Consider the following 22,478-nt stretch of genomic DNA (forward strand, 5'->3'; position numbering starts at 1 on the left):
ACCTGTCAGTATTTCGATGAACGCCTTCGCTGTTGCGGGTGCAAAAGTACAACCTTTATTCGCTTTCGCAAGCTTTTCTAATGAGTTTTTTATCCTTTTTTTAAATCTTTTTCTTAACTAACTCATAACAGCTTATTTACATTTTGAGTTTTTTTCTATTTATAGTAAGTTTTTTCTGAATAGCATCGGATTTTTGGCAGTTTTTACCATTTTCTCTTTATCCTTTTTGAAGAGTTTTTATCCTTTACCAAGCTTTTTAGAGGATTTTTCAGCATTTTAAATCCCTTTCCTGCTCAAAAATTCTTTTGAAAACGCAAATCCATAGCCCCCATAGAAGCGAAAATCATTTTTAGACAAGGGTACGGCCCCAAAAGATTGTAGCCGATAGCGGGAAATAGCTCCTGATCTCTCAAAATTCAAAACTCTAATCAAACACATATGATATACTATAATATGTATTCTATAAAAAAAACTACAGACTTTCGAAAGTTACAGGAGCAAAGATTCAAAGAAAAACATACTTATATATACTTCAAACTAAAAAACCGACAAGATTAAAACTTATCGGCTTTTCTTTTCCTATTTTCTAAAGGTTATTTCTTAACTGGGAACTTCCAATCAAACTCATCTTTATTATTAATGATGGCACCTATTTCAAATTTTACAACTTCTTCGAATTCGGTTTGTAGAATAAACCAATTTTCTTCGTTGAAATAGTTTTCGAAAGTATCAAAAGTTTCCTGATTGTATTTTGTAATTCCTTTCGTTGCAAGGTCTTTTTTTACATCTGTAATTTTTCTTCCTATTAGTTTAAATCCGAAAACCTCTAAATCAGTACTAGAGGCAACAACATATCCTAATTTCAAATCCTCTTCCTGATAGAAAGTCAATCTTATTTTTTGCGCATTGTAGACAAAAATCATATTATCATCTTCATCCTTATAATTTTTATCCGGTTTTCCTAAAGCAGCTGTCACATCATTTTGCTTCATTCCGAAAAGCAATTTATCAATTCCTGATTTTAGATTTATTTTCATATCTAACAATTAATTTTAAAGTATAAATTTCGAGGCACTTTTTTACTCTATATTTCGAAACTTTATATTGAAGAAAAAAAGCTACTCACTCATTTCATCGTATCGTTCCGGAACTTGTGGATCATATAAAGGACACTTGAACTCTTCTAATAAATCTACCAATTTGTTCATAGTTTTGCCTTCGGTTCCGTAACAATCTATTTTAATGCTTTGTGGTGTAGTGATAATTTGAAAAGCACCTTTCCCTGCGTTATTTTTCCAACTGTTTTCATCCACTTTTTCCCATTGTGAGAAAACTGAACCAATTCGGTTGAGAATTACCTGTACAGGAAGATTTTCAAGACCTTCAACTTCCTGGTTTTCAAGTAAAGCTTCATAAACTTCCTGATTGTTCAGGTAAATTTCGTCTAAATATCTCCAAAAAAGCAGTTCATACATAACGAGGTCGTGTTTTAGCCCCGATAGCAGCGGCATCCTTTTGTGGCGGGGTTCGCCACAAAAGATACAGCGAATAGCGGGATTAGCTCCTGAAAAAGCTAATAGTTATATATTTTAATATTCGAAAGTTCCGTATTCGCTGATGATGGTCAGTTTTTTAGCATCAGCAACTTCTACTCTTCCTACTATTTGCGCATCAACATTGAATGATTTTGAAATCGCAATAATATCCTGAGCAATATTTTCCGGCACATAAAGTTCCATACGGTGACCACAGTTGAAAACCTGATACATTTCTTTCCAATCTGTTTTTGATTGTTCCTGAATCAGTTTGAACAATGGCGGAACCGGAAATAAATTGTCTTTTATAATATGCAAATTTTGAACGAAATGTAAAATTTTAGTCTGTGCTCCTCCACTGCAATGCACCATTCCGTGAATATCGTCTGGTGTATAAGTATCTAAAATTTTCTTGATGATTGGTGCATACGTTCTGGTTGGCGAAAGCACCAACTGCCCTGCGTTTATCGGACTGTTTTCTACAGCATCAGTCAAATTAACCTGCCCTGAATAAATTAATTCTTCAGGAACGGCTGCGTCAAAACTTTCAGGGTATTTTTCAGCTAAATATTTCCCGAAAACATCGTGACGTGCAGATGTTAATCCGTTGCTTCCCATTCCACCGTTATAGCTTTTTTCATAAGTTGCCTGACCAAAAGAAGCCAAACCAACAATTACATCGCCTGCCTGGATGTTAGCATTATCTACAACATCGGAGCGTTTCATACGGGCTGTAACAGTCGAGTCTACAATAATGGTACGAACCACATCCCCAACATCAGCTGTTTCTCCTCCTGTTGAGTGAATGGTTACTCCGAAAGATTTTAATTCGTTGATTAATTCTTCTGTTCCGTTGATAATTGCTGAGATTACTTCGGCTGGAATTAGGTTCTTATTTCTTCCGATAGTGGATGAAAGCAGAATATTATCGGTTGCACCAACACATAATAGATCATCAATATTCATAATCAAAGCATCCTGAGCGATTCCTTTCCAAACTGAAATATCTCCGGTTTCTTTCCAATACATATAAGCCAGAGACGATTTTGTACCGGCTCCGTCGGCATGCATAATCAGACAGTGTTCTTCGTCCTGAGTTAAATAATCAGGGACAATTTTACAGAAAGCCTGTGGAAATAAACCTTTATCAATATTTTTTATGGCGTTGTGTACGTCTTCTTTTGATGCCGAAACACCTCTTTGTGCGTACCTTTTGCTAGAATCTGAACTCATGAAACTTAGTTTGTGTTGAATGTGGTGCAAAGATAATCCCTTTTTTTAATTCTTTGATTGATTCGTAAGTTTGATTGACAAAAAAATCCAACCTAACTTAAAATACTACCATTCAATTTCTTTTAATCCCTTTGTTTTCAAGAAAGTATTTGTCTGACTAAAATGTTTGTTTCCAAACCAAAACCCTCTATTAGCACTTAAAGGCGAAGGGTGTCCTGATTTTAAAATATGATGTTTTGAAGCGTCAATCAAAGCTGCTTTTTTCTGAGCAAAACCTCCCCAAAGCAGGAAAACGACATTTTCTTTTTCAGCAGAAATTTGTTTGATAACGGCATCCGTAAATTTCTCCCAGCCTTTTCCCTGATGACTACCGGCTTCAGATTGACGAACGGTTAAAGTTGCGTTTAAAAGAAAAACTCCCTGATCTGCCCAACGCTCTAAATTACCTGTTTTAGGAAGCGGTTTACCTAAATCTGTTTCTATTTCTTTGAAAATATTATATAAGGAAGGCGGAAACGGAATTCCATCATTTACAGAAAAACACAATCCATTTGCCTGATTTGGACCGTGATAAGGATCCTGGCCAATAATTACGACTTTTACCTGATCGAAATGACAATGATCGAAAGCCGAAAATATCTGACTCCCTTTTGGATAACAAACCGCTGTAGTGTATTCAGATTTTACAAATTCAATTAACTCATTGAAATACGGTTTTTCGAATTCTTCATTTAAAACCGGCTTCCAGGAATCATGTATTTTAACGTCCATAATTTTTTTATGCGAATTTCAGCATTTTTTTATTGAAATCATATTTACCATAAAAAAAGTTGAAAGTCAAAAGTTGAAAGTTGAAAGTTAAAAATATAAATAGAAAACAGAAAGAATGAGTTAAATAGTATAACTTATAATTCATAATTCAAAATTCACTAATGTTTTCGTACTTTTGCTTTCACTTTCTTAAAGAAATTAAATGATCAGTATTACCGAAAAAACATTACAAGACTTACAATTTCCAACCGTCCTCGAAACCATTTCAGATGGGTGCAATACCGATATTGGAAAAGAAAAAGCTTTACAGATAAAACCATTTAGAGACAAAGAAACTTTGATGCAGGCTCTGATGCAGACCTCAGAATATGTTTCGTCTTTTGAAAATAACAACGCCATTCCAAATCACGGATTTGACGCCATCACGCATGAAATTAAGTTTTTGGCAATTGAAGACAGTTTTCTGGAAGTGGGAAGCTTTAGAAAAATTGCCAATCTTTCTGCAACGACAAATGTCTTATTGAATTTCTTACGAAAGTTTGATGATTATTATCCAAACTTAAATGCAAGAGCGTCTCGTGTAGAACTGACCAAAGATATCATAACTGCTATTGATGCCATTGTAGACAAATATGGAGAAATTAAAGACAACGCTTCTCCTGCTCTTGCCGGAATTCGTCAGAACATGAACTTGGTTCGTGGCAAAGTAAATCAAAGTTTTGGTGTCGCTTTAACCCAATACAATGGTTTAGGGTATTTAGATGATATAAAGGAGAGTTTTGTACAAAACCGTAGAGTTTTAGCGGTTTTAGCCATGTACCGCCGTAAAGTAAAAGGTTCTATTTTAGGAAGCTCTAAAACCGGAAGTATTGCTTATATCGAACCTGAAGCTACATTAAAATATTCACGAGAATTAGCTAATTTAGAATACGAAGAGAAAGAAGAAATTACGAGAATTTTAAAGAATTTATCGAATGTCATTCGTCCTTATCTTCCTTTATTAATTGAATATCAGGATTTTTTAAGTGATATTGATGTGGTTGCCGGAAAAGCAAAATACGCTAACAGAATCAACGGAATTCTACCTGCAATCACCGAAGAGCGCAGATTGTTTTTCAGAGAAGCGTATCATCCTATTTTGTATCTGAACAACAAACAAAAAAAAGAAGTTACACATCCGCAGACTATCGAACTGAAACAAGAAAACAGAATTATTGTAATTTCAGGTCCAAATGCGGGAGGAAAAACAATTTCCCTGAAAACGGTTGGCTTACTACAATTAATGCTGCAATCCGGAATTTTGATTCCGGTTCATGAAAGAAGTGAAACATTCTTATTTGACAGAATCTTAACTGATATTGGAGATAATCAGTCAATTGAAAATCATTTAAGTACTTACAGCTACAGATTAAAAAACATGAATTACTTTTTGAAGAAATGTAATCATAAGACCATGTTTTTAATTGATGAGTTCGGTACAGGTTCTGATCCTGAACTGGGTGGGGCTCTGGCAGAAATTTTCCTTGAAGAGTTTTATCATCGTGAGGCTTTCGGAATTATTACAACGCATTATTCTAATTTAAAAATTCTGGCTAACGAATTACCATATGCAACCAATGCCAATATGATGTTTGATGAAAAGTCATTGGAACCCATGTATAAACTGGCTTTGGGTCAGGCCGGAAGTTCGTTTACTTTTGAGGTGGCACAAAAGAATGGTATTCCGTTTGGATTAATCAATCGTGCGAAAAAGAAAATTGAAGTAGGTAAAGTTCGTTTTGATAAAACTATTGCAACGCTTCAGAAGGAAAGGTCAAAACTGGAGAAAACTTCTTTAAATTTAAAAGAAGAAGAAACCAGAGCGCGTGAGGAAAGTAAAAAGATGGAAAACATCAACACCAAAATCCAGCAAAAACTGGAAAGTTATCAGGAATTGTACGACAGCAACCAAAAAATAATTTACATTGGACAAAAAATTGATGATATTGCCGAGAAATATTTCAACAATAAAAACAAAAAGGAACTCATTGGTGAATTTCTAAAAATTGTTGAGATTGAAAATTCAAAACGTAAAAAAGCAACTCCAAAAGAAACCAAAGCAAAAGTTGAAAAACAAAAAGAAATTATTGCTGAAGTACAGGTAAAAGTTGAGGAAATCCGAAAAGAGAAAAAAGAAAAGAAACTTAAACCAGTTATAGAAAAACCAAAACCAATTTTAAAAGTAGGTGATCGTGTGCGAATGCTTGACGGCAGATCTGTAGGAAGTATCGATTTAATCGAAAAAAATAAAGCAACAGTAAATTATGGTATTTTTACTTCAAAAGTAAGTCTGGATGAATTGGAATTGGTTGAAGCGGTGAAAAAATAAGTCATTGCGAGGAACGAAGCAATCACACTAAAAGGAAGTTATATACAAATAGGTAATTTATTTAAGATTTTTAAAAATATTCATCATACTTTTTAACATTGAAACCTATCATAAATAAATACATCTTCAAACCTGAACTTTCTCAAGAAGTTGAGCTAGTTGATATTGCTGAATTATATAAAGCTTCTGAAAAAATCATCACTACCCCTCACCGTGTTGGATTTTATGTAATTGTTTTTGTAGAAGAAGGAACCGGTTGTCATTTTATAGATTTTAATAAGATTGAGTTGCAGCCTAATACTATTCTTTTTTTTCATAAAGATATTGTGCAGCAGTTTGACGAAAATTCAAATATAAAAGGAAAGGCGATTTTGTTTACAGATACTTTTTTTTCTGAAACAGAACAAGATACGAAATTTTTAAAAAGCACTTTTTTATTTAATAATTTGAGTGAAATATCACTTGTTCAAGATGATGATAAAATAAAATTCTTTACTACAACTTTCAATTTGATGTTGGCAGAATTAAAGAATCTTAAAGATGTTTCGCAAAAAATGATTTTAAAAAATCTACTGCAAAACTTCTTGCTTGTATCCGAAAGGGAAATCAAAAACAATAAAATTAGCACTTCAAACAATATTGATTTAGATCACATCATTATTTTTAAAAACCAGCTTGAAAATTATTTTACAAAAAAAAGGAGTGTTAATTTTTACACCCAAGAAATTGGCTTAACCGAAAAAAGACTTAATCTGGCTACTAAAAAAATATTGGGAAAAACTGCTAAAGAAGTAATTGATGACAGAATTATGCTTGAAGCAAAAAGGCTTCTGGCAAACACATCTGACAGTGTCAAAGAAATCGGTTTTCTTTTAGGCTTTGAAGAACCTACTTATTTCATTCAGTATTTCAAAAAACATACTTCCACAACGCCCATTGAATTCAGAGAAAAATATTCGTTGGCGTAAAATCTTCATCAAAAGGATTTTTTTCTTCACAACTTCACAGCTTGCCTGATCTAATTTTGCACTATAATTTTAAACCAAATAAATTATGGAAGCAAATAGAATACAAATAATAGGCAACAAATTCAACGCCGATTTCGGTGATTATCTTTTCGAACTTCATTTTGAAAGCGAAACTCAGTTAACTTTTATTTCACTAAAAGGCGAAACAATTGGTTACAGCGAAACGGTGCAAATTACGATGACAGAAATTCGTCCAAATGTATACATGACCATTTGGAAGGAAAAAGCAGGTACAACCATTACGCACATCGAAGATTTTGAAACAAACATCGTTTACACAAACATTACTTACCCCGATTTAAGTTTTTACAATTTAAAAGGAACTCTTACTCAAAAATAATAACAATGAAAAAAATAGTTTTAGGTACACTGATAGCATTAAGCTTTGGGCTATCATCAACTTACGCACAACAAAAAAGCGGTAAAATAAATCAATCAAAAAAAGTAAAGAAAATGGACAATAAAACATTGGTACAAACTGCAATGAACGAATTATTCGTAAAAAGAGATGTTACTGCATTGGATAGATATTGGGCAGATGGATACATTCAACACAACCCAACTATTGCCGATGGAAAAGAAGATCTGATCCCGATGATTAAAGGCTTGCCTGCCAATTTCAAATACGAAAGCGGGTTGGTTATTGCAAACGATAATTATGTAATGATACACGGCCGTTACACAGGCCTTGCTCCGGAACCATTAATTATTGTTGATATTTTCAGAGTTGAAAATGGAAAATTGAAAGAACATTGGGACGTAATGCAAACAGAAGTTAAAGCCGAAAAAGCGGTAAACGGAAACACAATGTTCCCTATCTCTCAGCCAAAGGCAGATAAAAACGATAACAGAAAATTGGTTCAGGATTATCTCAATGATTTATTCATTAAAAAAGATGCAAAATTAACTGAGAAATATTGGGGAACCGATATGATTCAACACAATCCGACAATGCCAAATGGCTTAGATGTCTTGAGAGGATTTGCATCTAATATTCCACAGGGGTTTAAATATGTTCCTGGAATTGCTGTTGCCGATGGCGATAAAGTTATGATACACGGATATTATGAAGGTTGGGGACCAAAACCTTTGGTAGCAGTAGATATTTTTAGAATTGAAAACGGAAAAGTCGTTGAACACTGGGATGTTATGCAGGAGTTTGTTCCGGATAACCAAACGAAAAGTGGTCATTCAATGCAAACGATCAAAAAATAAATGCAATGAAGGCAATTGTTCTTAATAAAGTTGGAAATAGTGAAGCTTTGCATATTGCAGAGCTTCCATCCCCAAACATTTTACCAACCGAAGTTTTAATAAAAGTAAAAGCTATTAGTATTAATCCCGCAGATACAAAATTGAGAAGTGGCGGTTATTTTCGTGAGCTTGATCTTTCCTCTGCCGTAATTCTTGGCTGGGATGTTTCTGGAGAAGTGGTAAGTGTTGGTAATGAAGTAAAGAATTTAAAGGTTGGAGATGGTGTTTTCGGAATGATAGGTTTTCCGGATTTGGGAAAAACCTATGCAGAATATGTATCCGCTCCTGCAAATGAATTGGCTGTAAAACCCAAGAATGTTTCCTTTGAGCAAGCGGCAGTTTCCACGTTGGCAGCATTAACAGCTTATCAAACCATCATCGTTAAAGGCAGCATAAAACCTAATGATAGGGTACTTATCCACGCCGCCGCTGGAGGAGTTGGCCATTTTGCTGTTCAGATGGCGAAATCGTTGGGAGCTTATGTAATCGGTACCGCGTCACCTGCTAATCGTGATTTTGTTTTAGGATTAGGAGCGGATGAATATGTTGATTACAAAGGAAATAATCTAGAAGAGAAAATCAAGGAAGTTGATTTTGTATTGGATACACTTGGAGCAGATAATATCCTTAGGTCTCTTCCGCTTATAAAAAATGAAGGCAAGCTAATCACAATACTTCACGGTATTGACGATAACATTACAGAAAAGGCCAACAGTAAGAATATTGATGTTTCTTTTCATTTAGTAGAGCCAAATAATGCTCACATCAACGCCATCGCGGGTTTGCTTCAAAATAAAACTGTAAAGCCACATATATCCCACAATTTCAGTTTTGAACAAATGCCAGATGCACATAAACAGCAGGAAACAGGAAGAACTGTTGGGAAAATAGCAATTAGTGTGCAATAATCGGTTCAAAGTATCGAACCTATCTATGTAAATAGAAAAAATAAATTAATCAACGTAATAAATTAAAAAAATGAAAATTGCAATAACAGGAGCTATAGGACAATTGGCTACTGTTGTGAAGAATTTCTTGTCATAATTTTTTTGCCAAAAAATGTATTTAGAAAATAATGCGGACAAGAAAAACTTGTCCGCATTTTAGATTTATAAGAATGAACCGGAGAGAATTTATAAATATATTAGGGATAACACCAATTCTTTACAAGATGACAAATTTAAACGAACTATACAAGACATCGCAGTCATTTCCTAATACAGAGAAAATGCCTGTTTTATTTCTCGGTCACGGAAGTCCAATGAATGCCATTGAGGAAAACCAATTTGTAGAGGGCTTTAGAAATACAGCTAAAACTTTACCTAAACCTAATGCAATACTTTGTATATCGGCACATTGGTTTACTAAAGGAACAAAAGTAACAGCTATGGAAATGCCAAAAACTATTCATGATTTTGGAGGGTTTCCGCAAGAATTGTTTGATGTACAATATCCTGCAAAAGGAAATCCGATATTAGCAAAAGAAACCAAAGAATTACTCTTGCCTGAAATTGTTGAATTAGATGAAAAATGGGGACTTGACCATGGTGCATGGAGTGTGATAAAACATTTGTATCCTGAGGCAAATATTCCAGTTGTTCAATTGAGTATTGACTATACCAAACCGGCACAGTTTCATTATGAACTGGCGCAAAAACTAAATTCTTTACGACATAAAGGGATCTTGATAATTGGAAGCGGTAATATTATCCATAATTTAAGATTAGTAGATTTTCCTAATTTTGACAAGGATAATTATGGTTATGATTGGGCTATCGAAGCAAGAGCAACCATAAACGAACATTTAATAGATGGAAATTATAAACCTTTGATAGATTACGAAAACCAAACCAAAGCAATACAATTAGCCATACCCATACCAGATCACTATTTACCGTTGATTTATACCCTAGGCTTACAAGAAAAAAATGAATCCCTTACTTTATTCAACGACAAACTGGTTGCGGGAAGTTTAAGTATGACCAGCATAAAAATATCATAGGGAAATATGATTTAAATACGCCAAGAAGTTTTTGATTATGTTTCAGACATTTTTTTTTAAATTGCCATTGATAATTAAATGTTACAGAATTTAGGAACTTGATTGTATCGTTCCTTACAATAACAAAAAGAATGCAGAACCTTCCTCAAAACAAAAAAATAATCCTCTTCGACGGTGTTTGCAATTTATGCAACGGAGCGGTTCAATTCATTATCAGACACGATAAAAAAGATATTTTTCGTTTTGCAGCCCTGCAATCTGATTTGGGGAAAGAAATTTGCAGTTATATTGGTGTTGATCAAACCAAAATTGACAGTATCATTTTATATAATCCCGGAGTTGCCTATTATTACAAATCATCTGCAGCTATTGAAATTGCAGAAGAATTAGACGGGATTTACAGTGTAATTTCAATTTTTAAAATTTTACCGGAAAAAATTCGAAATTATATTTACGATTATATTGCTAAAAATCGTTACAAATGGTACGGTAAAAAAGAGAGTTGTATGATTCCGACACCTGAATTGAAAGCTAAGTTTTTATGAAATTCCAAAACTGAAATTCCAAATTCCAATTTCAAAACTTGTCATTTTGAGGAAAAAGTTTTTCAAATCTTTGCCGAATTTCTAGTGTGATTTCTCCTTACGTCGAAATCACAAAAAACAAAAAATCCCAAATTTCAAATCTTTTACAATTTGGGATTTGGGATTTTAAAAATTGGAATTTATCTTAGAAAATTATCTAATCAATTTTCTGTATTTAATACGTTTAGGAGTTAAATCACCACCTAAACGTTTCTTTTTGTTTTCCTCATATTCTGTAAAACTTCCTTCGAAGAAATATACTTCAGAATCACCTTCGAAAGCTAAAATGTGTGTACAAATACGATCTAAGAACCATCTGTCGTGAGAAATTACTACTGCACAACCAGCAAAATTCTCTAAACCTTCTTCAAGAGCACGAAGTGTGTTTACGTCCAAATCATTGGTTGGCTCATCCAGTAAAAGTACATTTCCTTCTTCTTTCAGAGTCATAGCCAAATGCAAACGGTTACGCTCTCCACCTGAAAGCATTGAAACTTTTTTGTTTTGTTCGCCACCTCCAAAGTTGAAACGTGATAAATAAGCTCTTGAATTAACCTGTTTTCCTCCCATCATAATTAATTCCTGACCATCGGCAAAGTTTTCCCAAATAGATTTATTTGGATCAATATTAGCGTGTGACTGATCTACGTAAGCGATTTTTACAGTGTCACCAACAGAAAATTCACCACTATCAGTGGCCTGCTCGCCCATGATCATTTTAAAAATAGTCGATTTACCAGCACCGTTTGGCCCAATAATTCCAACTATTCCAGCCTGTGGTAAAGTAAAGTTCAGGTTATCGTACAATAATTTATCTCCAAAAGCTTTCGCAACATTTTTTGCTTCGATAACATTCGTCCCTAATCTTGGACCATTTGGAATATAAATCTCTAATTTTTCATCCAATTGTTTTTGGTCTTCATTCAACAATTTATCGTAGTTCTGCAAACGTGCTTTTTGTTTGGTTTGACGACCTTTTGCTCCCTGACGAACCCAGTCTAACTCACGCTCTAATGTTTTTCTGCGTTTTGAAGCTACTTTTTCTTCCTGCTCTAAACGTTTTGATTTTTGATCCAACCAAGAAGAATAATTTCCTTTCCAAGGAATCCCCTCTCCTCTGTCCAATTCCAAAATCCAACCCGCTACATTATCTAAGAAATAACGGTCGTGTGTTACCGCAATTACAGTTCCTGAATATTGTGCTAAATGCTGCTCTAACCAAAGTACAGATTCAGCATCAAGGTGGTTGGTAGGCTCATCCAGAAGCAACACATCCGGCTGCTGCAATAACAAACGACATAAAGCTACACGACGACGCTCTCCACCTGAAAGATTTTTGATTGGCGTATCACCATCCGGAGTACGCAAAGCATCCATAGCGATTTCTAATTTGGTATCAATTTCCCATGCACCCAGAGCATCAATTTTGTCTTGTAAAGCTGCCTGACGCTCCATCAATTTATCCATTTTATCCGGATCAGAATAGTTTTCTTCAAGACCAAATAAATCGTTGATTTTGTTGTATTCGTCTAAAACTGCCATTGTTTCAGCAGCTCCTTCACGAACAATTTCGATAACGGTTTTTGAATCGTCTAAAATTGGCTCTTGCTCCAAATAACCTACTTTGTAACCTGGCTGAAAAACTACATCTCCCTGATAGTTTTTATCAACTCCTGCAATAATTTTCAAAAGAGAAGATTTTCCAGAACCGTTAAGACCTAAAATACCAATTTTAGCTCCATAGAAAAAACTCAAATAAATATTTTTAAGTACCGGTTTGTCTGCTCCCTGATAGGTTTTGCTCAATTTCTGCATTGAGAAAATTACTTTCTTATCGTCTGACATTTTTTATGTTTTTTGTTTATTGTTATTTATTGAAATTAAAATTGATATTGAATTTTGTTAAACTCTACCTTTCAAAGCATTAAAAACCCAGGCATTAGCAAAAAAACCTACACCCACTGCCCCAAAGCCCCAGCCAGACACATCACTGTATCTAAAAATTCCAAGACCTATAAGCAACAATCCCATAAGTACCATTATAAAAGTAGCCCATCCTAAAACGGTATTTTTATTCATTCCCATAATTGTGTAATTAATTTAAAGTGGTATTATTTTTAGAAATGCAAATATCGTGAATTTTCACGGCTTAATTAAAAATTTTATACAGCATTTCTTTTAACAAATCAGATTGAGGTAAAGCATTGGCACCAACACCTTTACTTTTTACATCAACATCTCTTAAAACTCCTACAATCTGACTCACTTTTCGCATTGGATAATTCTTTATAGCCAAATCATATTCCTTAAGAAAATAAGGATTTACACCAATAGCTGCTGCTACATTTTTTGGATTTTTATCTTTTAATCCGTGGTATTTCAATAGCTGGACAAAAAAACCGAAGACTAATCCGGTTGTCATTACTAAAGGATATTCTTTTGGATTATGAGCAAAATTTTCAGCAATTTTATAGGCTTTTAGCTGATTTCGTTCCCCAATTGCTTTTCGAAGTTCGAAAACATTATAATCTTTACTGAAGCCAATATTTTCCTCAATGTGCTGAGGGGTAATCATAGTACCCTGAGGTAAAATGATTTGAAGTTTTTCTAATTCATTATTGATTTTACTCAAATCTGTTCCTAAAAACTCTACCAGCATTGCATTTGCTTTTGGGTCAATTGTATATTTTTTTCCTGCCAAAACACGCTTAATCCAGTCTCCAACCTGATTTTCGTATAATTTTTTACTTTCATAAACGATTCCGTTTTGTGCTAATAATTTAGTCACTTTTTTTCGTTTATCAAGTGTTTTGTATTTATAACAAAAAACCAAAACTGTTGTTTCCATTGGATTATTGACATAAGATTCAATTTTATCAATAGTTCTTGATAAATCCTGCGCTTCTTTTACAATAACAACCTGGCGGTCTGCCATCATCGGATAACGCTTAGCTGTTGAAACGATATCTTCTACAGAAACATCTCTTCCGTACAAAACTGTCTGATTAAAGCCTTTCTCTTCTTCTGCTAAAACATTCTGCTCAATATATTCCGATAGCTTATCTATATAATAAGGTTCTTCACCCATTAAAAAATAAATTGGTTTTATATTTCCTGCTTTTATATCATTAACAATTTTTACAACTTCGTCCATTCAAATATTTTGCTTCAGGTTTTAAAGTTTCAAGTTTAACCTGAAACAAAAAACTATTTTATATTTTTGCTTTATGCAGCGATTAAATTTTCCAATCTATAATTTTCGATTCAAAAATAGCGAAAATAAAGTGTCCATTTTTGATGAAATCAGAAAAAAATTTATAATTCTTACCCCTGAAGAATGGGTCCGCCAGCATGTTGTTCATTATTTAATGAATGAAAAAAAATACCCAAAATCACTCATAAATGTAGAGAAAGTTTTAACCGTCAATGGATTACGAAAGCGATACGATATTGTGGTTTTTAATCCTGATGGTACAATACATATTTTAGTAGAATGTAAAGCCCCCGAAGTCAAGATATCTCAGGCAACTTTTGATCAGATTGCCCGTTATAACATGACAATGCAGGCACGGTTTTTGAAAGTCACAAATGGTCTGCATCATTATTATTGTCAGATGGATTTTGAAAACGAGAAATATGAGTTTTTAAAATCATTACCGAATTACAAAGAAGTTTAATAAATTATAAAAAATACTTTTGGATAAAATTGCAGTTGTCATTTTAAATTGGAACGGAGTAAAATTATTAGAGCAATTTTTGCCATCAGTTATTCAGTTTTCTGAAGAAGCCACTATATATGTAGCCGATAATGCTTCAACTGATCATTCTGTAAATTTTGTAAAGCAGAATTTTCCAACTATAAAAATCATAAAAAACACTGGAAATCATGGTTTTGCCAAAGGCTACAATGATGCTTTAAAAGAAGTAAATTCAGAGATTTACGCCCTTGTTAACTCGGATATCGAAGTAACAGAAAACTGGCTTAAGCCTATCATCGAAACTTTTGATGTAGAAAAACAAACCGCAATTATTCAACCTAAAATTCTTGATTTCAAGAACAAAGAATACTTTGAGTATGCTGGTGCTGCAGGAGGTTTTATAGACAAATTTGGTTTTCCTTTTTGCCGTGGCCGCATTTTTGATACAATAGAAAAAGATCATGGACAATATGACGATTCGTGCGAAATATTCTGGGCCTCAGGCGCTTGTTTCTTTATCAGAAAAGAAGTTTATGATGATCTTCAGGGATTCGATGAATCTTTTTTTGCGCATCAGGAAGAGATTGATTTATGCTGGCGTGCTTTAAATGAAGGACACATAATTAAATATAATCCGAAATCTATTGTTTATCATGTAGGAGGGGCAACTTTAGAGCAGGGTAATCCCAAAAAAACTTATTTGAATTTTAGAAATTCGCTTCTGATGCTGGTAAAAAACCTTCCAAAAAGAGGATTATTCTTTATCATTTTTTTCAGAATGATTCTTGACGGTATTGCCGGAATCCGATTTTTAACACAAGGAAAATTCAAACATACCTGGGCTATTTTACATGCACATTTTTCATTTTATTGTATGTCCCTGAGTTATTTAAAAAAGAGAAAAGATTTTCAAATACAAAAATACTACGCTCTAAAAAGCATCGTTTTCTTGTATTATATAAAGAAATTGGTTGTTTTTAAAGAAATCTTTAACAATAATCAAAATATTAAAAACTAAATTTGTAATCAACGTCTAATTAAATTTAACATTTATGAGAAAAATAGTAATTGCACTATCAGTACTAATGGCTTTCACATCATGTGTATCAAAAAAACAATACGCAGCATTAGAAGCTAAGAACAAAGAGATTCAAGATTTATTAAATTCTTGTACTGTAAAATTAAACTCTTGCCTTGAAGAAAAAGCAGGATTAGCCGCTACAGCCGAAAGTTATAAAGCACATAATCAAGATCTTATCAATAGTTCTAAAGATTTAACTGTTTTGACAACAAAAGGAGCAGAAAATCTTGAAAAATCATTAGAGAGTTTAAAAGAAAAAGATCTTAAAATTTCAAGACTTCAGGATGCTCTTACTAAAAAAGACAGTGTAACTTTAGCTTTAGTTACAAGTTTAAAAGGAGCTGTCGGCATCAATGATCCGGATATTGAAATCAATGTAGAAAAAGGAGTTGTATTTATTTCTATTGCTGACAAATTATTATTTAAAAGCGGAAGCTATGATGTAAGCGACCAAGCGAAAGCTGTTTTAGCTAAAGTTGCAAAAGTTGTAAACGACAAACCTGATTTCGAATGTATGGTTGAGGGTCACACCGATAATGTACCATATAAAAGTAATGGAGTTATCTTAGACAACTGGGATTTAAGTGTTAAACGTTCTACTTCAATTGTTCGCGTATTATCAAACGATCTTGGTGTTAACCCTGCTAAATTGATTGCTGCCGGTAGAAGTTCATATGTTCCTCTTGTACCAAATGATACTGCAGAAAACAAAGCAAAAAACAGAAGAACCCGTATTGTTGTTATGCCGAAAATCGATCAGTTCTATGATATGATTGAAAAAGAAATGAAAAAACAGGCAAAATAATCAGTTTCATAGCTAAATTATACAAAAAAGCAGGTCATTTGGCCTGCTTTTTTTAATACCCTTGAAAAGGATAACACTATTTTTAATTAACTAACTAAATTTAACTAGTAATAAAGTTACTAATAATTTCTTCAAAAATTTATACTTTAAGTTTTTTTTTACAAAACATTAATATCTCCCTTTCCTTCTCTTATTACAACCGGCTCATGTTCTGATAAATCTATAATTGTAGAGCCTACATTATCACCATATCCACCATCTATAACCATATCTACCAGATTTTGCCATTTTTCAAAAATCAGTTCCGGATCTGTGGTATATTCAATTACATCATCCTCATCACGAATAGAAGTCGATACGACAGGGTTTCCTAACTGCCGAACAATTTCCAATATGATATTGTTATCGGGAACACGGATACCTACGGTAGTTTTCTTTTTAAATTCTTTTGGCAGATTATTATTTCCAGGCAAAATAAAAGTATAAGCTCCTGGTAATGATCTTTTTAAAATTTTAAAAGTCGCAGTATCAATCTGACGTACATAATCAGACAAATTGCTTAAATCATGACAAATAAACGAGAAGTTTGCCTTTTCAAGTTTAACTCCTTTGATTTTAGCAATTTTTTCTAATGCTCTCGAATTGGTTATATCACAACCTAAACCGTAAACAGTATCTGTTGGATAAATTACCAAACCTCCATTCTGAAGCACTTTTACCACTTTGGCGATTGCAGCTTCACTAGGTTTATCCGGATATATTTTTATAAATTCGGCCATTTTTGTTTTGGTTTCAAGTTTTTATTTGTTTCAGATTTCAAGTTCTACGCTTCAACAACTTGAAAACTTCAACCTGAAATTTTATTTATCCCACCACATCTAATTTAGCAAATCTTAACAACAATTTCTTAATTCCGCCTACTTCAAATTTTATTTCGGCTTTTTTATCAGCTCCAACACCCTCTAAATTTATTACTTGTCCTTTTCCAAATCGTTCGTGCATTACTACATTTCCTATAGTTAACTTGTTATCAAATAAATTTGGAGCACCTGCATTTGGATCCGTTCCTGCAACTGGTTTTAGTTTTCTGATATTCAAATCCGGTTTTGGACTATTATCAGTAATATGTTTGGGTGGAGTTCCGCCTACAGGTTTTGATAATCGCAGTTTAGATTTATCTACATCTCCAAAAATATCACCGTCAATTGGTGATTTGTAGCGGTAATTACTTTCTGAAGGTGTTAAATATTCTAAATATTGACCGTCAATTTCTTCTATAAAACGAGAAGGTTCACTATCTGTCAGTTTTCCCCAACGATAACGTGACTGTGCGTAGGTCAAATACGCCTGATGCTCAGCACGTGTGAGTGCTACATAAAACAATCGGCGCTCTTCTTCCAGTTCACTTCTGGTGCTCATACTCATTGCACTAGGAAACAAATCTTCTTCCATACCAACAACGAAAACATGAGGAAATTCCAATCCTTTAGCAAGGTGGATCGTCATCAAAGCGACACGATCTTCATCAGATGTATCCTTATCCAGATCGGTTGCTAAAGCTACATCTTCCATGAATTCTGAAAGTGCTCCTCTTGCCCCGTCAATTTCTCTCTGTCCTTCAGTAAAATCTTTAATACCGTTTAAAAGTTCTTCTATATTCTGAATTTTTGCCATTCCTTCAGGTGTAGCGTCTTTTTTCAGTTCCTGAACCAAACCCGTTTTTTTGGCAACATGGTCTGTAATATAAAAAGCGTCCTGATTTTCATTTATAACCTGAAAACTCTGAATCATCGTTACAAAATCTTTCAGTTTGTTTTTCGTGCCGGCATTCAGTTTCAAATCGATTTTGTCGATATTTACCATTACTTCCCAAATAGAACGTTTGTAGTGGTTGGCTGCGATTGTTAGTTTTTCAATGGTTGTATCCCCAATTCCACGTGCGGGATAATTGATTACACGGATTAAAGCTTCTTCATCTTTCGGATTTAAAACCAAACGTAAATAACACAAAACGTCTTTTATTTCTTTACGCTGATAAAATGATAATCCCCCATAAATTCTATATGGAATATCGCGTTTTCTCAAAGCATCTTCCATTGCACGTGATTGCGCATTCGTACGATATAAAATCGCAAAAGCTCCGTTATGCAATTGATTCTGCATTTTTTGTTCAAAAATCGTACTCGCAACAAAACGTCCTTCTTCAGCGTCGGTTAGACTCCTGTGAACCTTAATTCTTGGTCCAAATTCATTCGCTGTCCAGACTACTTTATCCAGTTTAGTTTTGTTGTGCTCCATAACTGTATTTGCAGCTTCCACAATATTTCGGGTCGAACGGTAATTTTGCTCTAAACGGAACATTTTTACGCCTTCATAATCTTTTTGAAAATTCAGGATGTTATTGATATTCGCCCCGCGGAAAGCATAAATACTCTGCGCATCATCACCAACGACACAAATATTCTGAAACCTGTCTGATAAAGCCCTTACAATTAAATATTGAGAGTGATTTGTATCTTGGTACTCATCAACCAGAATATAACGAAAACGATCCTGATATTTAGCTAACACCTCTGGAAAACGAGTCAATAATTCATTGGTTTTCAACAATAAATCATCAAAATCCATTGCTCCGGCTTTGAAACAGCGTTCTACATATTGCTGATAAATTTCACCTAAACGAGGCTTTTTTGCCATCGCATCCGCTTCCATTAGTTCCGGGTTATTGAAATAGGCTTTTACCGTAATCAAACTGTTTTTATAAGTCGAAATTCTTCCTAAAATCTGTTTTGGTTTATAAATATCACGATCCAGCTGCATTTCTTTTATAATGGATGAAATAAGTCTGGCAGAATCCTGAGAATCATAAATTGTAAAGTTTGACGGATATCCTAAATGCTCTGATTCTGAACGAAGAATACGTGCAAAAACAGAGTGAAAAGTTCCCATCCATAAATTCTTCGCTTCACTCGCTCCCACGATTGCTGAAATCCTGTGTTTCATTTCACGGGCAGCCTTGTTGGTAAATGTAAGCGATAGTATGTTGAATGAATCAATTCCCTGATACATCAAATAAGCAATCCTGATTGTCAAAACACGGGTTTTTCCCGAACCGGCACCAGCAATAATAATCATTGGCCCGTCCTTTTGTAAAACGGGTTCTCGTTGAGCTTCGTTGAGCTGGTCAATATAATTTTGCATGAAATTGTTCTCCTTTTAGGCAAAAATAAGAATTTATGAATGAATAAACTAACGAGCAGAGTCAACTTTAAAACTACAAATCCAACTTCTAGAATATGTTTTTTTTTGAAAAAACTATCACTAGATTATTTCAAAAAAAGAATTAAAAAAAAGTAAGATTCATTGGAATAAAAAACTACTTTTGAAGAAATTTATAAAAACGATTTATGAAAAAAAAATACTTTTTATTCTTTCTTTTAAGTTTTAAAATATTAGCCCAGACCCCTGAACTGGATAATACCTTTAATATCAAAGATGGCGGAAAATATCAACAAAATATCGGAACAGATGCTGTTTTACTCCAAAATAACAAAATACTGAGTGTTTTTGAGAATTCTTACACTTACAAAGTAATATTGCTAAATCCAGACGGAAGCCTTGACCAAGCTTTTAATTCGACTGATTCTTATACAACGAGAGAAATTCGAATATTTCCTAAATCAGATGGTGCCTTTATGACACTTGATCGCGATGGAAAATTGAAAGCATTTAATCCAGACGGAACAACTAATTCTTTCTTTCCAATTACAATCTTAAAGAATGTTACTTCTATCTCACAGATAAAGGATATAATTTATCAGGGTGATGGAAAAGCTATTATTCATGGTGGTTTTCAAGAAGTAAATAATGTTTTCACGGGAAGCTGTGTGCGTTTAAATGCGAACGGAAGTATTGATGAAACTTTTAAATTACAATCCGGAGGTAATAAATTAATCATACAAAGCGATGGAAAATATGTTACTAATCGTAATACTACTATCTCTCGATATCTGGCTGATGGAAAAATTGATCCAACCTTTAAAGTGATTGCAACCATAGATCCTGTGCGAAAATTTGTGACTAATGGCTTTGAAACCGCAAATAATAGTACAATCAAAGATATCGCTGTACAGACTGACGGAAAAGTAATTGCAGTAGGCTGTAATTTTGTGGAGAACAGCAGAATCATCTCTTACAACATCGTAAGATTAAATTCTAATGGTACAAGAGATACCGGATTTAAACCAATAATTATTAACCAAGATTCAAGAATACAAAAAGTTTATTTACAAAAAGACAATAAAATTATTATTATCGTTGACAACAAGAAATTAATTCGTTTAAATACTGATGGAACAATTGATAATACATTTAAATATTCTAATACTGTATCTTTAATTAATAAAGGAGAGTTATTTTTTCAGGGAGAAAAAATGATTATTAGTGGTGATTTTAAAGATAGTCAGGGAATAACAAGAGCAGAAATTCATAGAATAAATAATAACGGTAGTATAGATCTAACTTTCAATCCACATTCCGGACCAAATCTATCTTTTGATGAATGGGATTATAATAATCAATATGAATTTGTATCAAAAGTATTATTAGATCAAAAAATATTATTAATTGGAGATTTTACAACTTATAGTGATAATGTTGTAAAAAATATATGCCGGGTAAATCAAAATGGTGAATATGACCCAACCTTTAAGTTAGACCCCAGTATAGGAATATACGCAGAAAATCGAAATTTAGATAATAATTATACTATTCTACATCAAAATAATGGAAAAATATTACTAAAAAGCAGTCGTGGTGTATCTGTAAATAATATATCACGGAATTTAATTCGATTAAATAATGATGGAAGTTTAGATAAGAGCTTTATCTTTTATGATCCTGAAAGCAATATTAGAAGAATCAAACTTTTAGAAAATGGAAAAATTTTACTTTTAGGTGGGGGAGGAACTCTTTCTAGAATGACTCGACTTAATTCTAATGGCTCTATTGATACTTCTTTTAATTGCATTTTCTATCATATACCTTTAGAGATAACTGTCTTGGCAGACAAAAAATTTCTGGTCACCTTTATGAAAGAAAATGATAATAATCCATTTGAGCCTGTAATAAAGTTTAACGAAGACGGTTCAAAAGATCTCTCTTTTAAATCAGGCTTTTCTCCTTTATATAATATAAAAGAATTAAGTGATGGTAAATTAATCGCTATCATGAATGATAAACTAACAAGATTAAATACAGATGGTTCCATTGATAAAACGTTTGTTCCATATTCAGTAGCTAAAACATCTTCAAACCAGTATAATAATTTCAATTATTATGAAAATGGAAATATCTTTTTATTTTTCTCTACTTATTCAACAGATACAACTACAAAATTAACTCTTAGTTCAGAAGGAAAATTACTTAACACAATGATATACAAAACTTCTAATGGCTTTGAAATTCAAAATTGTGAAGATTTACTTTTTTACGGATATTTTGACAAAATTGAAGATGTTAACAAAAGTGGTTTAGCTCGTTATAAGACATCAAATACAGTTTCGACTCCTAATCCTGAAGGTGAAATTTATCAATCTTTTGAAGGTGGGCAGACACTTAAAGATCTTAAAGTTAACGGAACAGACCTAAAATGGTATAATATCCAGACTAACTGTGGTATAAATAATAAAATAACAAAAAAAGGTACAAATTCTTCAGAAAATTTTCTGTCTCCAGAGACAGTATTAGTCGACGGAATGACATATTACGCATCTCAATCTATTAATGGTATTGAAAGTAGTTACAGACTGCCCGTTACAGTCTATTCTAAAACCTTAGGAGTGAAAGACAATAATCTTTTTCCTTATTTAATAACTTATCCAAATCCTGTTAAGGATTTTTACACCATATCCAATAGCGAAGAAATAAGTAAAGTAGAGGTTTATAATTTGTCAGGACAACTTCAATTTAGAAACTCCTACAACAATAACAACATAAAAATTGATTTTACTTCATTAAGTTCAGGATTGTATCTGGTAAAAATATTTTCAGGTAATAAAAATGTAACAATCAAAACAATCAAGAATTAATATAGTTTACCAGTAGGGAAAGGTTTTTAA

At 33.3% G+C, this 22,478-nt stretch carries 20 protein-coding genes; 11 read left to right on the forward strand and 9 right to left on the reverse strand.

Features of this window, described 5'->3' with window-relative positions; translation table 11 throughout:
* Positions 1-593: 593 nt before the first annotated feature.
* From GWR14_RS19080 to GWR14_RS19095, 4 genes are all read right to left on the reverse strand, one after another.
* Positions 594-1,037 carry a hypothetical protein gene (locus tag GWR14_RS19080; protein ID WP_163410738.1) on the reverse strand — a complete coding sequence of 148 codons (444 nt, stop codon included), beginning with the start codon at positions 1,035-1,037 and terminating at the stop codon, positions 594-596.
* An 81-nt stretch (positions 1,038-1,118) separates the two neighbouring features.
* Entirely contained in the window at positions 1,119-1,475 is a 357-nt protein-coding gene (locus tag GWR14_RS19085; protein WP_163410739.1) for a hypothetical protein, read from the reverse strand.
* A 114-nt stretch (positions 1,476-1,589) separates the two neighbouring features.
* Positions 1,590-2,768: an AIR synthase related protein gene (locus tag GWR14_RS19090; RefSeq protein ID WP_163410740.1), complete on the reverse strand. Its 1,179-nt coding sequence runs from the start codon at positions 2,766-2,768 to the stop codon at positions 1,590-1,592.
* 105 nt (positions 2,769-2,873) lie between these two features.
* Positions 2,874-3,539, reverse strand: a complete 666-nt coding sequence (locus GWR14_RS19095) for a uracil-DNA glycosylase (protein ID WP_163410741.1) — start codon at positions 3,537-3,539, stop codon at positions 2,874-2,876.
* Between the two features lie 202 nt (positions 3,540-3,741).
* Between GWR14_RS19095 and GWR14_RS19100 the strand changes: the two genes are divergently transcribed.
* From GWR14_RS19100 to GWR14_RS19130, 7 genes are all read left to right on the forward strand, one after another.
* The gene (locus tag GWR14_RS19100) at positions 3,742-5,907 is read left to right on the forward strand and encodes an endonuclease MutS2 (protein ID WP_163410742.1); all 2,166 of its coding nucleotides are present in this window, start codon (positions 3,742-3,744) and stop codon (positions 5,905-5,907) included.
* 98 nt (positions 5,908-6,005) lie between these two features.
* On the forward strand, positions 6,006-6,875 hold the full coding sequence (locus GWR14_RS19105; protein WP_163410743.1) for an AraC family transcriptional regulator: 870 nt from the start codon (positions 6,006-6,008) through the stop codon (positions 6,873-6,875).
* A gap of 85 nt (positions 6,876-6,960) precedes the next feature.
* Entirely contained in the window at positions 6,961-7,275 is a 315-nt protein-coding gene (locus tag GWR14_RS19110) for a MoaF-related domain-containing protein (protein ID WP_223150985.1), read from the forward strand.
* Between the two features lie 5 nt (positions 7,276-7,280).
* Positions 7,281-8,150 (forward strand): nuclear transport factor 2 family protein, encoded by an 870-nt coding sequence (locus GWR14_RS23790; protein WP_223150986.1) that lies wholly within the window; start codon positions 7,281-7,283, stop codon positions 8,148-8,150.
* A gap of 5 nt (positions 8,151-8,155) precedes the next feature.
* The gene (locus GWR14_RS19120; protein ID WP_163410744.1) at positions 8,156-9,097 is read left to right on the forward strand and encodes an NADP-dependent oxidoreductase; all 942 of its coding nucleotides are present in this window, start codon (positions 8,156-8,158) and stop codon (positions 9,095-9,097) included.
* Positions 9,098-9,360: 263 nt separating this feature from the next.
* Positions 9,361-10,191 (forward strand): 4,5-DOPA-extradiol-dioxygenase, encoded by an 831-nt coding sequence (gene ygiD / locus GWR14_RS19125; protein ID WP_163410745.1) that lies wholly within the window; start codon positions 9,361-9,363, stop codon positions 10,189-10,191.
* Positions 10,192-10,322: 131 nt separating this feature from the next.
* Complete coding sequence (locus GWR14_RS19130) at positions 10,323-10,736, forward strand: thiol-disulfide oxidoreductase DCC family protein (RefSeq protein WP_163410746.1); 414 nt, start codon at positions 10,323-10,325, stop codon at positions 10,734-10,736.
* A 192-nt stretch (positions 10,737-10,928) separates the two neighbouring features.
* Here the strand turns inward: GWR14_RS19130 and ettA are convergent, their stop codons facing one another.
* The 3 genes from ettA to holA form a co-directional block, all read right to left on the reverse strand.
* The gene (gene ettA / locus GWR14_RS19135; RefSeq protein ID WP_163410747.1) at positions 10,929-12,620 is read right to left on the reverse strand and encodes an energy-dependent translational throttle protein EttA; all 1,692 of its coding nucleotides are present in this window, start codon (positions 12,618-12,620) and stop codon (positions 10,929-10,931) included.
* A gap of 57 nt (positions 12,621-12,677) precedes the next feature.
* A complete protein-coding gene (locus GWR14_RS19140; RefSeq protein ID WP_163410748.1) occupies positions 12,678-12,860 on the reverse strand; it encodes a CAL67264 family membrane protein in 183 nt (60 codons plus the stop codon).
* 64 nt (positions 12,861-12,924) lie between these two features.
* Entirely contained in the window at positions 12,925-13,929 is a 1,005-nt protein-coding gene (gene holA, locus GWR14_RS19145) for a DNA polymerase III subunit delta (protein ID WP_163410749.1), read from the reverse strand.
* A 73-nt stretch (positions 13,930-14,002) separates the two neighbouring features.
* Between holA and GWR14_RS19150 the strand changes: the two genes are divergently transcribed.
* The 3 genes from GWR14_RS19150 to GWR14_RS19160 are packed head-to-tail and all read left to right on the forward strand — an operon-like array spanning position 14,003 to position 16,359.
* Positions 14,003-14,452 carry a type I restriction enzyme HsdR N-terminal domain-containing protein gene (locus tag GWR14_RS19150; RefSeq protein WP_163410750.1) on the forward strand — a complete coding sequence of 150 codons (450 nt, stop codon included), beginning with the start codon at positions 14,003-14,005 and terminating at the stop codon, positions 14,450-14,452.
* A gap of 19 nt (positions 14,453-14,471) precedes the next feature.
* On the forward strand, positions 14,472-15,491 hold the full coding sequence (locus tag GWR14_RS19155) for a glycosyltransferase family 2 protein (protein WP_163410751.1): 1,020 nt from the start codon (positions 14,472-14,474) through the stop codon (positions 15,489-15,491).
* A 34-nt stretch (positions 15,492-15,525) separates the two neighbouring features.
* The gene (locus GWR14_RS19160) at positions 15,526-16,359 is read left to right on the forward strand and encodes an OmpA/MotB family protein (protein WP_163410752.1); all 834 of its coding nucleotides are present in this window, start codon (positions 15,526-15,528) and stop codon (positions 16,357-16,359) included.
* 158 nt (positions 16,360-16,517) lie between these two features.
* On the opposite strand, the gene GWR14_RS19165 is transcribed toward GWR14_RS19160, so the two are convergent.
* Both GWR14_RS19165 and GWR14_RS19170 read right to left on the reverse strand, forming a co-directional pair.
* Positions 16,518-17,138: an L-threonylcarbamoyladenylate synthase gene (locus tag GWR14_RS19165; RefSeq protein WP_163410753.1), complete on the reverse strand. Its 621-nt coding sequence runs from the start codon at positions 17,136-17,138 to the stop codon at positions 16,518-16,520.
* An 85-nt stretch (positions 17,139-17,223) separates the two neighbouring features.
* Positions 17,224-19,560 carry an ATP-dependent helicase gene (locus tag GWR14_RS19170; protein WP_163410754.1) on the reverse strand — a complete coding sequence of 779 codons (2,337 nt, stop codon included), beginning with the start codon at positions 19,558-19,560 and terminating at the stop codon, positions 17,224-17,226.
* A gap of 206 nt (positions 19,561-19,766) precedes the next feature.
* Here GWR14_RS19170 and GWR14_RS19175 point away from each other — a divergent pair, with 206 nt between their 5' ends.
* Complete coding sequence (locus GWR14_RS19175; RefSeq protein WP_163410755.1) at positions 19,767-22,448, forward strand: T9SS type A sorting domain-containing protein; 2,682 nt, start codon at positions 19,767-19,769, stop codon at positions 22,446-22,448.
* The last annotated feature ends 30 nt before the right edge of the window (positions 22,449-22,478 follow it).

The organism is Flavobacterium ajazii, assembly GCF_010614725.1.
In the GTDB taxonomy this organism is placed as follows: domain Bacteria; phylum Bacteroidota; class Bacteroidia; order Flavobacteriales; family Flavobacteriaceae; genus Flavobacterium; species Flavobacterium ajazii.

Excerpts from the sequence above, each read along its gene's own strand:
- GWR14_RS19080 (WP_163410738.1), bottom strand. The coding sequence starts at position 1,037 with ATGAAAATAAATCTAAAATCAGGAATTGATAAATTGCTTTTCGGAATG.
- GWR14_RS19085 (WP_163410739.1), bottom strand. The coding sequence starts at position 1,475 with ATGTATGAACTGCTTTTTTGGAGATATTTAGACGAAATTTACCTGAAC.
- GWR14_RS19090 (WP_163410740.1), bottom strand. The coding sequence starts at position 2,768 with ATGAGTTCAGATTCTAGCAAAAGGTACGCACAAAGAGGTGTTTCGGCA.
- GWR14_RS19095 (WP_163410741.1), bottom strand. The coding sequence starts at position 3,539 with ATGGACGTTAAAATACATGATTCCTGGAAGCCGGTTTTAAATGAAGAA.
- GWR14_RS19100 (WP_163410742.1), top strand. The coding sequence starts at position 3,742 with ATGATCAGTATTACCGAAAAAACATTACAAGACTTACAATTTCCAACC.
- GWR14_RS19110 (WP_223150985.1), top strand. The coding sequence starts at position 6,961 with ATGGAAGCAAATAGAATACAAATAATAGGCAACAAATTCAACGCCGAT.
- GWR14_RS23790 (WP_223150986.1), top strand. The coding sequence starts at position 7,281 with ATGAAAAAAATAGTTTTAGGTACACTGATAGCATTAAGCTTTGGGCTA.
- GWR14_RS19120 (WP_163410744.1), top strand. The coding sequence starts at position 8,156 with ATGAAGGCAATTGTTCTTAATAAAGTTGGAAATAGTGAAGCTTTGCAT.
- ygiD (WP_163410745.1), top strand. The coding sequence starts at position 9,361 with ATGACAAATTTAAACGAACTATACAAGACATCGCAGTCATTTCCTAAT.
- GWR14_RS19130 (WP_163410746.1), top strand. The coding sequence starts at position 10,323 with ATGCAGAACCTTCCTCAAAACAAAAAAATAATCCTCTTCGACGGTGTT.
- ettA (WP_163410747.1), bottom strand. The coding sequence starts at position 12,620 with ATGTCAGACGATAAGAAAGTAATTTTCTCAATGCAGAAATTGAGCAAA.
- GWR14_RS19140 (WP_163410748.1), bottom strand. The coding sequence starts at position 12,860 with ATGGGAATGAATAAAAATACCGTTTTAGGATGGGCTACTTTTATAATG.
- holA (WP_163410749.1), bottom strand. The coding sequence starts at position 13,929 with ATGGACGAAGTTGTAAAAATTGTTAATGATATAAAAGCAGGAAATATA.
- GWR14_RS19150 (WP_163410750.1), top strand. The coding sequence starts at position 14,003 with ATGCAGCGATTAAATTTTCCAATCTATAATTTTCGATTCAAAAATAGC.
- GWR14_RS19160 (WP_163410752.1), top strand. The coding sequence starts at position 15,526 with ATGAGAAAAATAGTAATTGCACTATCAGTACTAATGGCTTTCACATCA.
- GWR14_RS19165 (WP_163410753.1), bottom strand. The coding sequence starts at position 17,138 with ATGGCCGAATTTATAAAAATATATCCGGATAAACCTAGTGAAGCTGCA.
- GWR14_RS19170 (WP_163410754.1), bottom strand. The coding sequence starts at position 19,560 with ATGCAAAATTATATTGACCAGCTCAACGAAGCTCAACGAGAACCCGTT.
- GWR14_RS19175 (WP_163410755.1), top strand. The coding sequence starts at position 19,767 with ATGAAAAAAAAATACTTTTTATTCTTTCTTTTAAGTTTTAAAATATTA.